Raw genomic sequence first — 13,967 nt, forward strand, 5'->3', positions numbered from 1 at the left:
CTATGAAAAAGATCAGGCCTACCCGTCGCTCTGCCAATAGCGTGCCGAGCAGTGTTTCCCAGGCTCGCTCCAGGATTCTGCTGGGGCTCGCGACGCTCTGGAGTCTGCCCGGCACCAGCGCAGCGGTTGGGCTGGGGCAGGGGTTTGACTTGGCCGCGTTGACCTCCCTTGGAATAGATCCACAGGTTTCTGAATACTTTCGCAGCGCAGCGCGCTTTCGCGAAGGTGTCCATGTCGTCGGGCTGCGAGTCAATGGCACGCCGCTGGGGTTGGTTGACGCGCGTTTCGATTATCAGGGCCAGTTGTGCTTCACTCCTGCGTTGCTGGCAAAAGCCGGTCTGGTTACCCCGTCCAGGCTTCTGCGCGAGGGCATCACCCCTGACCAGGCCTGCCATGATTTTGTTGGAGAATACCCGGCGACCATGGTGCGTCTGCGCCCTAGCAGCGATGAGGTCGCCCTGGTGGTGCCGACCCAGTCCCTGCGTGCGCCGGAGTGGGAGGGCGGGGATTTTTCCGAGGGTGGCGCGGCCGCCATCTTCAACTACGACGTATGGGGTTTTGATACCCACTCTCGCGGTAGGCTAAGTCGCGTCGTATCGGCCTATACGGAGGCGGGATTCAACCTGGGTAACTGGATCGTTCGCAGCCGCCAGTTCTATATCTCCGACAATGGCAAGACGCGTACCGAACAGGTAAGCGCCTATGCCCAGCGTGATATCGCGGCGTTGCAGTCGACCTTCCAGGTGGGGCAGATTTCCAGCAACAACCCGATTTTTGGCGGTGTGCAACTGACCGGCGTGCAGTTCTCTCCAGACGGCCAGCAGCGCAGCGGTGCGGGCGACAGCAATGTCGTGGTTGAAGGGCTGGCTCAAAGCCAGTCGCGGGTGGAAGTTCGTCAATCAGGCGCATTGATCCATTCCACCCTGGTGCCGGAAGGTCCGTTCAGGCTGACCGGTTTACCGTTGCTGAACAGCACCAGTGACCTTGATGTGAGCGTGATTGACGTGCGTGGGGCAACGCGCAGTTTCGTGGTGCCCGCTGCGTCCTTTCGGGGTGGGGCTCCGATCAAGCCGGGATATTACTTTTCCCTCGGCAAGGTGCGTGAAACGTCCATCGACAACCAGGATTCGCCCGTGGTTGCCATGGGCAGCGGCACCTGGGGGCTGGGCCAGCGCTCGTCGTTGGGTTTCGGTCTGCTGAGTACCGATGAGTACCAATCGGCAGGTGGAACCCTCAGCAGTGTGTTTTTCCATCAGATGACCGTGGGCGTGCGCCATAACCTTTCCCGTGATGCTCAAGATGAGGTGGGTGGCACGCGTAGCACGCTGTCATTGGGGGCTCCTTTATTCGCCAATCTTGATATCAACCTGAGCGCTTCGGTACAGAGTCGCGGTTACCGGGAGGTACTGGACGCCGGTCAGGCTTCGCGGGGGTACAGCCTCGATGCCCGTTTCAAGCGCCAGTACACGGCAGGTTTGAGCTGGACGGCCCCATACCTGGGTGGATTCTCCCTCGGTTTCACCCGTAGCTCTCAGTTTGACGGGCAATCCAGCGATCACCTCTTTGCCTCGTGGAACGACACCTTCAAAGGCGTAGGGGTCGCACTGATTGCCGACGCCCAGGTCGGTGCGACCGCCCCTCGGCGCCATGACCCGGTTCGAGGTGGCCGCCGCGACGAGCGGCTGGACGAGGGCACGTCGGTCAGGCTGCAGGTCACGGTGCCCCTCGGCACTGATCGGCGCATGACCACTTACGTCAGTCGTCGAGGTGACCGGCTGGAAGCTGGCACCGCCCTCAGCGAGCGGGTCAACGACTATGTGAACTATGAGGTCGGTGTCGATCGGGACGTGAAAGAACGAGAACAAAGCGTGCGCGCTCGTGTGGGTGTCTTGCCGCGGTATACCCGCGTGACCCTGGGCGTCAGCCGTGACCCGTCGAACACCAACTATTCCGGCCAACTGCAAGGCGGCATCGTGGCCCATGAGCACGGGGTGACCTTCTCGCCGTATACCGTGCAGGACACCTTTGGCATTGTGTCGGTGGGAGATATCGGAGCGGCCAAGGTCTCCACGCCCCAAGGGCCGGTATGGACCGATTTCAGTGGCCAGGCGGTGATCCCCGGGCTGCAGGCCTACAGCAACAACCACCTGCAGGTGCAGACCCAGTCGCTGCCCAAGCGCGTCGACTTGAAGAACGGCACCAAGGTACTCGCTGCCGGTCGGGGGTCAGTCAATATTCTCAACTTTGATGTGGTGAAAGTCCGTCGTCTGTTGCTTGAAGCCCAGGATGAACGGGGTCGGCCACTGCCTCAAGGCGCTGCAGTGTTCGGTCAGGACAACACCTTTGTGACCAGTGTGGTGGGTGACGGCATGATTTTCCTCAGCAATATCGATGGTCCGCAAACCTTGAAGGTTTCACTGCCGGATTCGCAATCCTGCGTGCTGCAAGTCAACCCGGAGCAAGAGCCTGACGATGACAAACTCTATGAAACCGCACCGGTGGTCTGCCATGTTCGCTAAGCACAGGAACCTGTGGCTGTTGTTGGTAGCCCTGGTGACGACCCAAGCGCAGGCTGAAAACTGCCGGATGACCCTGAGTGAGCCCCGTGTCGACTATGGCGTGATTCGCCCTGCGCAAGCCTCCTCCGGCAGGGCGCTAATGACGCTGGACACGCCGCGTACGCTGCACTTGAGCGTGCTTTGCGCGGATCCTTCGGCAATGGCGCTGCGTTTCAGCAGTGTCGCCGCCGATGCACAGGGCTTTCAGTTCGGGCGACAAGGGCGTTTCACCTTGAACCTGAGGCAGGCTCAGGTCGATGGCAGGCCGGTATCGTGGCAGTCCGATGACACCTCCAGCGGACAGCTGCTACCGGGTCGTACGTTGTATGCAAGCGCAAGCGGTACGCTGGTGATGGGCCGTCGGCTGACAGCCCAAGTAGAGGTCACGGTTCAACTGCCGGCCAATGCCCTCGCGGTGCCTCGGGAGACGCTGCTGGAGGGCCATGGCCAATTCGAACTGGTCAGCCCGGCTGTTCCGTAGAACCAATGAAGCTCGCCAGCTCGGCGGTTTGCGGGTGGGCGAATAGCACTTTGGGATCGCCCACCTCATGCACTTTGCCCTGGTGCATGAACACCAGCTTGTCGCCGACTTCACGGGCGAAGCGCATCTCGTGGGTCACCATGATCAGGGTCATGCCGTCCTTGGCCAATTGGCGCACCACGCTGAGCACTTCATTGACCAGTTCCGGGTCGAGGGCCGAGGTGATTTCATCGCATAACAGCACCTTGGGCGACATGGCCAAGGCGCGCGCAATCGCCACGCGTTGTTGCTGGCCGCCGGACAAGCGATCGGGGTAAGCGTCGAATTTTTCACCCAGCCCGACGCGCTCCAGCATTTGCCTGGCCAATTGCGCCGCTTTGGCCTTCGATACTTTCTGCACCACTTGCGGCGCGAGCATGACGTTCTCGCCTACCGTCAGGTGCGGGAACAGGTTGAACTGCTGGAACACCATGCCGACTTTCTGCCGCAGGCTGCGCAGATCGGCGCGGGCGGCGTCGAGGTACTCGCCATCGACCTCGATCACGCCGTCGTTGATGGACTCCAGGCCGTTGAGCGTGCGCAGCAATGTGGATTTGCCCGAGCCACTGCGGCCAATGATCGCCACCACCTGGCCTTCATCCACGGTCAGGTCGATGCCCTTGAGCACATGGTGATCGCCGTAATACTTATGCAGGGCGGAAATTCTAAGCAGAGGCATGCAGTCTCCTTTCCAGGTAGCGGGCACTGAGGGACAGGGGGTAGCAGAGTAAAAAGTAACCAAGGGCCACCAGGCCGTAGACCATGAAGGGTTCGAAGGTGGCGTTGGCGAGCATGCCGCCGGTCTTGGTCAGTTCGGTGAAGCCGATGATCGAGGTCACGGCGGTGCCCTTGACCACCTGTACCGAGAAGCCCACCGTCGGCGCTACGGCAATGCGCAGTGCCTGGGGCAGGATCACATAGCGCAGTTGCTCCAGCGGGTTGAGCGCCAGGCTGGCCGACGCTTCCCATTGCCCGGGGGCGATGGAGTCGACGCAGCCGCGCCAGATCTCGGCGAGGTAAGCGCTGGTAAACAGAGTCAGGGCAATCGCCGCCGCCAGCCAGGGCGAGATATCCACACCCAGCAGGGCTATGCCGAAAAACACCAGGAACAGCTGCATCAATAGCGGTGTGCCCTGAAACAGTTCGATATAGGTGCGCGCCACATTGCGTGGGAAGGCGTTGCGGCTGATGCGCATCGTCATCACCAGCAAGCCGATCACGCCGCCCCCGACAAACGCCACCAGTGACAGCAGCAGCGTCCATTGCAGGCCGGTGGCCAGGTTGCGCACGATGTCCCAGAACGAGAAATCACTCATCGACTGTTCCTCATCACGAAGCGGCGACCGATCCAGTTGAGCAACTGGCGAATCATCAGCGCCATGCACAGGTACACCAGGGTGGTCAGGGCGTAGGTTTCGAACGCACGGAAGTTGCGCGACTGGATAAAGTTGGCGGCAAAGCTCAGTTCCTCAGTGGCGATCTGCGAGCACACCGCCGAGCCGAGCATTACGATGATGATCTGGCTGCTCAGGGCCGGCCACACCTTGCCCAGCGCCGGCAGCAGTACCACGTGGCGGAAGGCTTCGAAGCGCGTCATCGCCAGCGCCGCAGCGGCTTCCAGCTGCCCGCGAGGAATGGCCTGGATACCGGCGCGGATGATTTCCGTGGAGTAGGCCCCCAGGTTGATCACCATCGCCAGCACGGCGGCTTGCCACTCGGTGATCTTCAGCCCCAGCGACGGCAGGCCGAAGAAGATGAAGAACAACTGCACCAGGAACGGTGTGTTGCGGATCAACTCGACATAAACGCCGAAGAACCAGGCGAACGGTTGGATCTTCCACGCCCGCACCACAGCGCCAACGGTGCCCAGGGCCACGCCGAGGATGGCGCCGATGGCCGTGAGTTCGAGGGTGAACAGCGCGCCGCGCAGCAGCAGGTCGGTGTTGGCCAGCACCGGCACAAAGTCAAATTGATACGCCATGAGTCAGCTCCGCTTTCAGAGATCGGCGGGCAGTGGCTCTTTCAGCCATTGCATAGCGTTCTTTTCCAGGCTGCCATCGGCCTTGGCCGCGACCAGGATCTGGTTGACCTTATCCAGCAATGCCGGCTCGTTCTTGTTCACGCCCACGTACACCGGCGAGTCCTTGAGCTTTACCTTCAGCGCGGGTACGCGTTTTGGGTTGCGTTCGCTGATCGCCACCATTACCACGTTGCCGCTGGCAATCAGGTCGACCTGGCCGGCCAGGTAGGCGGCGATGGTCGAGTTGTTGTCTTCGAAGCGCTTGATCGTGGCTTCCTTGGGGGCGACGGCGGTCAGTTCGATATCTTCGATGGCGCCACGGGTCACGCTGATGGTTTTGCCCTTGAGGTCGTCGGTGCTACTGATGGCGGCTTCAGGCGGGCCGAACACGGCCAGGTAGAACGGCGCGTAGGCCTTGGAGAAGTCGATGACCTTTTCCCGCTCAGGGTTCTTGCCCAGGCTGGAGATCACCAGATCGACCTTGCCGGTGGTGAGGAACGGAATACGATTGGTGCTGTTGACCGGGGTCAGTTCCAGCTTGACCTTGAGCTGGTCGGCCAGCAGCTTGGCGGTGTCGATGTCCAGACCACGTGGCTTCATGTCAGGGCCGACCGAGCCGAAGGGCGGGAAGTCCTGGGGTACGGCGACCTTGAGGGTGCCACGGGCGACGATGTCGTCCAGACCATTGGCCTGGGCGGGTGCCTGGCTCAGCATCAGGCTGGCAAACAGGGCAGTAAGCAGGGCGCTGTAGCGTTTGGTCATGGCAACTCTCCGAGAAGGGCGAAGGGATTTTCTGGGTTTGCCCAGTGCACAGCCCATGCCATCAACCTCAGAATGGTCTGCAGGGCCAGTATTTGTTGAGTTCTGGTGGTCGGACTGGTCTGAACAGTGTCGGGGCTTTGCGCACTGTTTTCGAGCGTCGGCAAAACCCCGCGAGCCCCTTTGGGGCGTGGCTTGCCGCCCGCCACGAATAGCTTTACAACTAGCCACTCAGTTGACTGGAAACTTGACTTTTTTTATGAATTCCATTGCCCAAGCCGTACCGGAAGCGGCCCTGCAGGCCATCCGCAAACTGATCAAGGAGCAAGGCTTCGGGCCGGGCGATGCACTGCCGTCCCAACGTGATCTGGCAGTGCAGTTGGGGGTGAGCCGAGCGTCGTTGCGTGAGGCATTGTCGTCCCTCAGTGCGTTGGGTGTGGTCAGTGTGCAGCCGGGCAAGGGCGTGTTCGTGCAGGCGGTCGAGGAGTCACCGGGGTTCGCCTGGCCCTTCGCGGCGCAGGCTACGCCACTGGATATCTTCCAGTTGCGCTATGCCCTGGAGGGTTTTGCGGCGGGTTTGGCGGCGGTGACGCTGACCCTCGATGAGTTGGACAGCCTGGAAGACAATGTCGAGGCCATGCGCAAGGTGCTCAAGGCCGGCGACTTCGAAGCCGCCGCCAGGCTCGACTTCGAATTTCACCAGCGCATCCTGCTCGCCAGCGGCAACCAGGCGATGGTGAGCATTCTGAGCGCGAGTGCCGAAGTTTTTCTGGAGAGTCAGAAGCTACCGTTCATCCGACCGGAGCGAGCCATGGAAACCTGGCAGGAGCACCGCCGGATAGTGCGCGCGCTGGCCCGGCGCGCCAGCGCGGCGGCGCAAAAAACCATGCAGGAGCACGTACGCAATGCGGCGTTGCGCACCGGCATAGCCTTCGTGACTCCCATAACGTCCTGAGTTGGGCTATACCCAGACTCATGGGCCATCATAGGAAGACTCAATCAGAGGCGGCTTCCTGAACGGGGGAAGGGCGGCTATGATGGGCCACGTTTTTTTTGCTTACAATCCGGAGACATCCATGAGCAACGATCTTATCAAGCACGTCACCGACGCGACCTTTGAGGCCGAAGTACTCAAGGCTCAAGGCCCGGTGCTGGTTGACTACTGGGCTGAATGGTGCGGCCCTTGCAAAATGATCGCTCCAGTCCTGGACGACATTGCGACCACCTACGAAGGCAAGCTGACCATTGCCAAGTTGAACATCGACGACAACCAGGAAACCCCGGCCAAGCACGGCGTGCGTGGCATCCCGACCCTGATGCTGTTCAAGAACGGCAACGTCGAAGCGACCAAGGTAGGCGCGCTGTCGAAGTCTCAGCTCCAAGCTTTCCTGGACGCGAACATCTAAGCGTCGTCAAAAAGGCCCCGCAAAATAGCGGGGCTTTTTCGTGAAACAGGGCTAGACGCTCCGAAACTCAGGTGGTACATTCGGCCCCGCACTGGTTTCTCCACTGCCCCCTGCAAGCCGTCGCCGACGCATTCCTTTTCGATTAGTACGCGATCCTGTCGCCTTCTCTGCGGCGCGGCCTCATTAAGCCAAAAGCTTAATTTCCCCCCTCCATAAATGATTACGTCATTCCTATATGAATCTGACTGAACTCAAGCAAAAGCCGATTACCGACCTGCTCCAATTGGCCGAAGAAATGGGCATAGAAAATATGGCCCGTTCGCGCAAGCAGGACGTGATTTTCTCCCTGCTCAAGAAGCACGCGAAAAGCGGCGAGGAAATCTCCGGTGATGGCGTGCTGGAGATTCTCCAGGACGGCTTCGGCTTCCTCCGCTCTGCTGACGCGTCCTATCTCGCCGGCCCAGACGATATCTACGTCTCGCCAAGCCAGATCCGTCGCTTCAACTTGCGCACCGGTGACACCATCGTTGGCAAGATCCGCCCACCGAAGGAAGGCGAGCGTTATTTCGCCCTGCTCAAGGTCGACACGATCAACTTCGATCGTCCCGAGAACGCGAAAAACAAGATTCTCTTCGAGAACCTGACCCCGCTGTTCCCGACCGTGCGCATGAAGATGGAAGCCGGTAACGGTTCCACCGAAGACCTCACCGGTCGTGTGATCGACCTGTGCGCCCCGATCGGCAAGGGCCAGCGTGGCCTGATCGTCGCCCCGCCGAAAGCCGGTAAGACCATCATGCTGCAGAACATTGCCGCGAACATCGCGCGTAACAATCCTGAAGTTCACCTGATCGTGCTGCTGATCGATGAGCGTCCGGAAGAAGTAACCGAAATGCAGCGCACCGTGCGCGGCGAAGTGGTTGCCTCCACGTTCGACGAGCCGCCAACCCGCCACGTGCAGGTTGCCGAAATGGTGATCGAGAAGGCCAAGCGCCTGGTCGAACACAAGAAGGACGTGGTGATCCTGCTCGACTCCATCACCCGTCTGGCCCGTGCCTACAACACCGTGATCCCGAGCTCCGGCAAGGTATTGACCGGTGGTGTCGATGCCCACGCCCTGGAGAAACCGAAACGTTTCTTCGGTGCCGCGCGGAACATCGAAGAAGGCGGCTCGCTGACCATTATCGCCACCGCACTGGTTGAAACCGGTTCGAAGATGGACGAAGTGATCTACGAAGAGTTCAAGGGTACCGGCAACATGGAACTGCCACTGGATCGTCGCATCGCGGAAAAACGCGTGTTCCCGGCGATCAACATCAACCGTTCCGGCACCCGCCGCGAAGAGTTGCTGACCGCTGACGACGAACTGCAGCGCATGTGGATCCTGCGCAAGCTGCTGCACCCGATGGACGAAGTAGCCGCCATCGAGTTCCTGGTCGACAAGCTGAAAACCACCAAGACCAACGACGAGTTCTTCCTGTCGATGAAGCGTAAGTAGTACGACGTTTCAGGTCGAAAAAATGGCGCACCAAGGGGCGCCATTTTTTTGCGCCAAAAAAGGGAGGTTTGTGCGGCATAAGTGTCAGTTAAGAAACAAAAAAGGGGAGTGAGGCTACGCTCACTCCCATTCGTATCAGGTTGACTACGTTTTATGACTGTTCTTGCTTACCGAAGAGACATCGATGGGCTACGCGCCGTTGCAGTGCTGGCTGTGGTGCTGTTCCATTTTGGGGTGCCCGGTGTAACAGGCGGCTTCGTCGGTGTAGATGTATTTTTCGTGATTTCAGGGTTCCTGATCACCTCGATCATCTGTCGGGAACGCCAGGCCGGGCGCTTCAGCTTTGTGGATTTCTGGGCGCGGCGTGCCCGGCGCATCCTGCCGGCGCTGTTTGTCATGATGGCGGCCACCCTGGCGGTGGGCTGGTTCCTGTTGGCGCCCAAGGACTACGAGGAGCTTGGGCGGTCGGTGCACTACCAGGCGATCTTCACCTCCAACCTGCTGTTTTCTCGCCAGCACGGTTACTTTGAGGCGGCCTCCGACATCAAGCCGTTGTTGCACACTTGGTCGCTGGCGGTCGAAGAGCAGTTCTACATCATCTTCCCGCTGCTGTTGACCTTGCTGGCCAGTCGCCTGAAGCATTGGCGCCTGGCGCTATTCGGGATTTTGCTGGTGTCGTTCGGCATGAGCCTGTGGGCGGTGGTTCATGCGCCGCAAAAGGCGTTCTACCTGTTGCATCTGCGTGCCTGGGAGTTGCTGGCCGGCGCCATGCTGGCGGTGATGCCCCTGCGTGAATGGCGAGCGTCGCCCGCTCTGGCCCAAGGGATCAGCCTGTTGTCGATGACACTGATACTGATCGCCGTTTTAGTCTTCGATTCAGCCACACCGTTTCCCGGCGCGGCCGCGTTGTTGCCGGTGCTGGGTGTGGTCGGGCTGATCTGGGCCAACGGCCAGCAACCCACCTGGGTCGGGCGCCTGCTGAGTTCACGGGTGATGGTGGGCGTGGGGTTGATTTCCTACTCCTGGTACCTGTGGCACTGGCCGGTGTTCGTGTATGCCAGCTATGCCGCGGTTGATGGCCTGAGCCCGCTGGAACTGGGCGGTCTGATGCTGCTGAGCCTGGTGTTGGGCTACCTGTCCTGGCGTTTTGTGGAAACTCCGTTTCGGGAGAAGCGCCTGCTGCCCGGGCGTAAGGCGATTCTGGCGGCGGCGTGCGTCGGGATCCTGTGCCTCGGCATCACAGGTGTGGCGTTGCGCAAGGCCGACGGTGTGCCATCGCGCTTATCCGAGCAGGCCCTGCGTTATGCCCAGGCAAAAAAGTGGAGCCCGGAGTTGATGGCGTGCATGGCCGACAAAGACACGCCCGACGAGCGGCTGTTCTGTTATTTCGGTTCTAAAGACAGCGCGGTTTCCGCACTGGTATGGGGTGACAGTCACGCCACGGCCTTGATTCCAGCACTTGAGATGGCGGCCAAGCGGCACGACATCAGCCTGGTAGAGGCCAGTTTTGCGGGTTGCGTGCCTTTGGATGGCCTGGAAAACATTGCCCGCTGCGCCCATTTCAATCATCGCGTGGAAAAAGCGCTGGCCGAGCGATCCTTCAGCGATGTGGTGCTGGCGGCGCGCTGGAGCTTGTACCTCTATGGGCAGATGTCAGGTGACAAAGAGCACGCGCTCAAGGACCCCGCGACAGGTCAATACGTGCGTGCCATCGCTGAGCAACGCTTCGCTGAGGGGCTGCGCGAGCGCATCAAGGATTTGCGCGCCGCAGGCCATAGAGTCTGGCTGATCAAGGAGGTGCCGTTGCAGGAAATCATCGTGCCTTACCGTCTCAGTCGCCTGGCGATGATGCACCGGCCGGTGGACCGAGAAGGCCTGCCCGTGGCCGAGCACCTCAAGCGCCAAGCCTTTATCTCCCAGCTGTTTGACGAGTTGGCAGCGGCCGACAGCGGTGTCACGGTGCTCGACCCCGCGCCCTTGCTGTGCGGCGCCGATGGCTTGTGCCGGGTTGAGTTCAACGGCCGAGCGCTGTACACCGATGACAATCACCTCTCTGATGTCGGTGCGCGGCACGTCGAGGCCTTCCTGGAGCCGTTGTTTCGTTCGCTGCAATCACGAGGGCTAACGGCCAATTAAGCTGCCAGCCGCCCTCAGAGCAGGTAGGATGTACGCCTATTTTACGGGTGGCATGGTTAATGAAATTCAAGGATCTTCGGGATTTCGTGCAGCAACTTGAGCAGCGCGGAGAGTTGAAACGTATTCAGATGCCGATTTCCCCGGTGCTGGAAATGACTGAGATTTGCGACCGTACCCTGCGTAACAAGGGCCCGGCGCTGCTGTTCGAGAACCCGACCGGCTTTGATATCCCGGTGCTCGGCAACCTGTTCGGTACGCCGGAGCGCGTGGCCTTTGGCATGGGCGCCGAGTCGGTCAGCGAATTGCGCGAGATCGGCAAGCTGCTGGCCTTCCTCAAGGAGCCCGAGCCGCCCAAGGGCCTCAAGGATGCCTGGTCGAAGCTGCCGATCTTCCGCAAGATCATTGCCATGGCCCCCAAAGTGGTCAAGGACGCGGTGTGTCAAGAGGTGGTCATCGAAGGCGATGACGTCGATCTCGCCATGCTGCCGGTGCAGACCTGCTGGCCCGGCGACGTCGGCCCGCTGATCACCTGGGGCCTGACCGTCACCAAAGGCCCGAACAAGGACCGCCAGAACCTCGGCATCTACCGCCAGCAAGTGATCGGCCGCAACAAGGTCATCATGCGCTGGTTGAGCCACCGTGGCGGCGCGCTGGACTACCGTGAGTGGTGCGATAAGCATCCCGGCAAACCCTTCCCGGTCTCCGTGGCCCTGGGTGCCGACCCCGCCACTATCCTCGGTGCCGTGACCCCAGTGCCCGACAGCCTGTCCGAATACGCCTTCGCCGGTCTGCTGCGCGGTAATCGCACCGAGCTGGTGAAATGCCGCGGCAACGACCTGCAAGTACCGGCCACTGCCGAAATCATCCTCGAAGGTGTGATCCACCCGGGTGAAATGGCCGATGAAGGCCCTTACGGCGACCACACCGGCTACTACAACGAAGTCGACAGCTTCCCGGTGTTCACCGTCGAGCGCATCACCCATCGGATCAAACCGATCTACCACAGCACCTACACCGGCCGGCCGCCGGACGAGCCGGCGATTCTCGGCGTGGCACTCAACGAAGTGTTCGTGCCGATCCTGCAGAAGCAATTCCCGGAGATCACTGACTTCTACCTGCCGCCGGAAGGCTGCTCGTACCGCATGGCCATCGTGACCATGAAAAAGTCGTACCCAGGTCATGCCAAGCGGGTAATGCTCGGTGTGTGGTCGTTTTTGCGACAGTTCATGTACACCAAGTTCGTTATTGTCACCGACGACGACATCAACGCCCGCGACTGGAACGACGTGATCTGGGCCATCACCACGCGCATGGACCCCAAGCGCGACACGGTGATGATCGACAACACGCCAATCGACTACCTCGACTTCGCTTCGCCGGTGTCGGGCCTGGGTTCGAAGATGGGCCTGGATGCCACCCACAAATGGCCGGGTGAAACCACCCGCGAGTGGGGCCGGGTGATCGTCAAGGATGAAGCCGTCACTGCCCGTGTCGATGCGATCTGGAAAGAATTGGGAATAGATTGATGCGTGTAACCCTGCAACCTTCCGGCGCCGTGCTGGAGCTGGTCCCTGGCGAGCGAATCCTCGAAGGCGCACGCCGCCTGGGCTACGAGTGCCCACAGGCCTGTCGCAACGGTGTGTGCCATGTGTGCGCCGCGCTGTTGGTGGAAGGCCGCGTGCAGCAGGCTGGTGAAGTGCGTGATCACGGTGAGTTCTACACCTGTATTGCCGAGCCGCTGGAAGATTGCATTGTGTTGTGGGATGGCGTGCTGGCGCCGGGAGAGTTGCCGTTGCGCAAGCTGTCGTGCCAATTGAGTGAGTGCGTAGAGGTCGGTGGCGATGTGTGGCGAGTGCGCCTGCGTGCGCCGGCTGGCAAGGCGGTGCGTTACCACGCCGGGCAATACCTGATGATCGAGCGGGAGAATGGCGAGAAATCCGCCTTCTCCCTGGCGTCGGCGCCTCATGCCGGGCGTGAGCTGGAGTTACATGTACTGGCTCGCGAGGACAGCGCGCGCACTTTGCTTGCGCAACTGCAGCGCAACCAGATGGCCCGCGTCGAGCTGCCGTTTGGCGACACCCACCTGGCCGAGCTGCCCGATGGGCCGCTGGTGTTGATCGCCGCCGGCACCGGCATGGCGCAGATGCACAGCCTGATCGAACATTGCCGCGCCTCCGGCTTCAAGCACCCGGTGCACCTGTACTGGGGCGTGCGTCGACCGGAAGATTTCTACGAGATCGAACACTGGGATCAGTGGCTGCAACTGCCCAACCTGTTCCTGCACAAAGTCGTCAGCGATCTGTGCGGTTGGGAAGGGCGCTGCGGGTTGTTGCATGAAGCGGTGTGCGAAGATATTGCCGACCTCAAGTCGGTGCACGTCTACGCCAGCGGCTCACCGGCCATGGTCTATGGCACCTTGGATGCGTTGGTCGAAGCCGGCATGGATGCGCACCAGATGCGGGCTGATGTGTTTGCCTATGCGCCGCGTGCTTAAAATCGTACGCCGGTCGTCACCATCGCTGCATTGAACCCCAGCAACACCAATTCCGCCGCTACCGGCCCGTAATGGGCGCCCACCGACGGAATGATCACCGGCGCCACGCCGAAACGGTTCAACGGGATCTTGTCGCGGTACTTGCCGCGATAGCCCTGGATCGCCCCACCGGTCAGCTTCAGGTACACCGGATAGTCCGCCAGGTCGTAGCGTTTACCCGCGTACGCGTAGAACGAGCGCTGGCTGAACGAGTTGCGAAACGTCGCCCCGCCATACACAAAACCTGAGGCTTCATTGCGCTCCAGGCCGATCAGGTCCTGGTTGTTGTTGTGGTTCGGGTCCGGCGCAAAGTGCCGGGTGTAGACGCTGGTCTGGGCGTACCAGAAACCTTTGTCGTCCTCGGTGGCTGGTGCTTCGCCCGCCAGAGCGGTGGTGGCCTGGGCCAGGAACAGCAGGCCAGGCAGTCGGAATTTTTTCATGGGTGCGACCTCGATAGTCTGTTTGACAGGCGGCTAGGTGGGTCGTGACGTGTGCGCTATTTTGACGGCTTGGCGCGTTCCCAGGCTGAACCGGGACTGA

13 protein-coding genes are annotated in these 13,967 nt (G+C 60.8%); 8 read left to right on the plus strand and 5 right to left on the minus strand.

The window, feature by feature from the left end; all coding sequences use genetic code 11:
* The first annotated feature begins 2 nt into the window (after positions 1–2).
* Complete coding sequence (locus tag BMX59_RS05685; RefSeq protein WP_256572935.1) at positions 3–2,519, plus strand: fimbria/pilus outer membrane usher protein; 2,517 nt, start codon at positions 3–5, stop codon at positions 2,517–2,519.
* Positions 2,509–3,039: a DUF1120 domain-containing protein gene (locus BMX59_RS05690; protein ID WP_175486659.1), complete on the plus strand. Its 531-nt coding sequence runs from the start codon at positions 2,509–2,511 to the stop codon at positions 3,037–3,039. The genes BMX59_RS05685 and BMX59_RS05690 overlap by 11 nt, the downstream gene beginning before the upstream one ends.
* Here BMX59_RS05690 and BMX59_RS05695 read toward each other — a convergent pair.
* The 4 genes from BMX59_RS05695 to BMX59_RS05710 are packed head-to-tail and all read right to left on the minus strand — an operon-like array spanning position 3,020 to position 5,860.
* Positions 3,020–3,757: an amino acid ABC transporter ATP-binding protein gene (locus tag BMX59_RS05695; RefSeq protein WP_092241746.1), complete on the minus strand. Its 738-nt coding sequence runs from the start codon at positions 3,755–3,757 to the stop codon at positions 3,020–3,022. The genes BMX59_RS05690 and BMX59_RS05695 overlap by 20 nt on opposite strands.
* The gene (locus tag BMX59_RS05700) at positions 3,744–4,394 is read right to left on the minus strand and encodes an amino acid ABC transporter permease (RefSeq protein ID WP_092241748.1); all 651 of its coding nucleotides are present in this window, start codon (positions 4,392–4,394) and stop codon (positions 3,744–3,746) included. Before BMX59_RS05700 ends, BMX59_RS05695 begins: the two co-directional genes overlap by 14 nt.
* Entirely contained in the window at positions 4,391–5,059 is a 669-nt protein-coding gene (locus tag BMX59_RS05705) for an amino acid ABC transporter permease (protein ID WP_017736949.1), read from the minus strand. The genes BMX59_RS05700 and BMX59_RS05705 overlap by 4 nt, the downstream gene beginning before the upstream one ends.
* 15 nt (positions 5,060–5,074) lie before the next feature.
* Positions 5,075–5,860: a transporter substrate-binding domain-containing protein gene (locus BMX59_RS05710; RefSeq protein ID WP_071490465.1), complete on the minus strand. Its 786-nt coding sequence runs from the start codon at positions 5,858–5,860 to the stop codon at positions 5,075–5,077.
* 256 nt (positions 5,861–6,116) lie between these two features.
* Here BMX59_RS05710 and BMX59_RS05715 point away from each other — a divergent pair, with 256 nt between their 5' ends.
* From BMX59_RS05715 to BMX59_RS05740, 6 genes are all read left to right on the plus strand, one after another.
* Positions 6,117–6,812 carry a FadR/GntR family transcriptional regulator gene (locus BMX59_RS05715; RefSeq protein WP_093120474.1) on the plus strand — a complete coding sequence of 232 codons (696 nt, stop codon included), beginning with the start codon at positions 6,117–6,119 and terminating at the stop codon, positions 6,810–6,812.
* 121 nt (positions 6,813–6,933) lie between these two features.
* Complete coding sequence (gene trxA, locus BMX59_RS05720) at positions 6,934–7,263, plus strand: thioredoxin TrxA (protein ID WP_003213989.1); 330 nt, start codon at positions 6,934–6,936, stop codon at positions 7,261–7,263.
* A 235-nt stretch (positions 7,264–7,498) separates the two neighbouring features.
* Positions 7,499–8,758, plus strand: coding sequence for a transcription termination factor Rho (gene rho, locus BMX59_RS05725; protein WP_016973082.1), 1,260 nt, complete (start codon positions 7,499–7,501; stop codon positions 8,756–8,758).
* A 153-nt stretch (positions 8,759–8,911) separates the two neighbouring features.
* Positions 8,912–10,894, plus strand: coding sequence for an acyltransferase family protein (locus BMX59_RS05730; RefSeq protein ID WP_093120476.1), 1,983 nt, complete (start codon positions 8,912–8,914; stop codon positions 10,892–10,894).
* Between the two features lie 59 nt (positions 10,895–10,953).
* The gene (gene ubiD / locus BMX59_RS05735) at positions 10,954–12,420 is read left to right on the plus strand and encodes a 4-hydroxy-3-polyprenylbenzoate decarboxylase (RefSeq protein ID WP_092241754.1); all 1,467 of its coding nucleotides are present in this window, start codon (positions 10,954–10,956) and stop codon (positions 12,418–12,420) included.
* Positions 12,420–13,388: a CDP-6-deoxy-delta-3,4-glucoseen reductase gene (locus BMX59_RS05740; protein ID WP_092241756.1), complete on the plus strand. Its 969-nt coding sequence runs from the start codon at positions 12,420–12,422 to the stop codon at positions 13,386–13,388. Before ubiD ends, BMX59_RS05740 begins: the two co-directional genes overlap by 1 nt.
* On the opposite strand, the gene BMX59_RS05745 is transcribed toward BMX59_RS05740, so the two are convergent.
* The gene (locus BMX59_RS05745) at positions 13,385–13,867 is read right to left on the minus strand and encodes a sn-glycerol-3-phosphate transporter (protein ID WP_093120481.1); all 483 of its coding nucleotides are present in this window, start codon (positions 13,865–13,867) and stop codon (positions 13,385–13,387) included. The genes BMX59_RS05740 and BMX59_RS05745 overlap by 4 nt on opposite strands.
* Positions 13,868–13,967: the final 100 nt, after the last annotated feature.

Origin of the sequence: Pseudomonas sp. NFR09 (assembly GCF_900111535.1) — a bacterium.
Lineage (GTDB): Bacteria > Pseudomonadota > Gammaproteobacteria > Pseudomonadales > Pseudomonadaceae > Aquipseudomonas > Aquipseudomonas extremorientalis.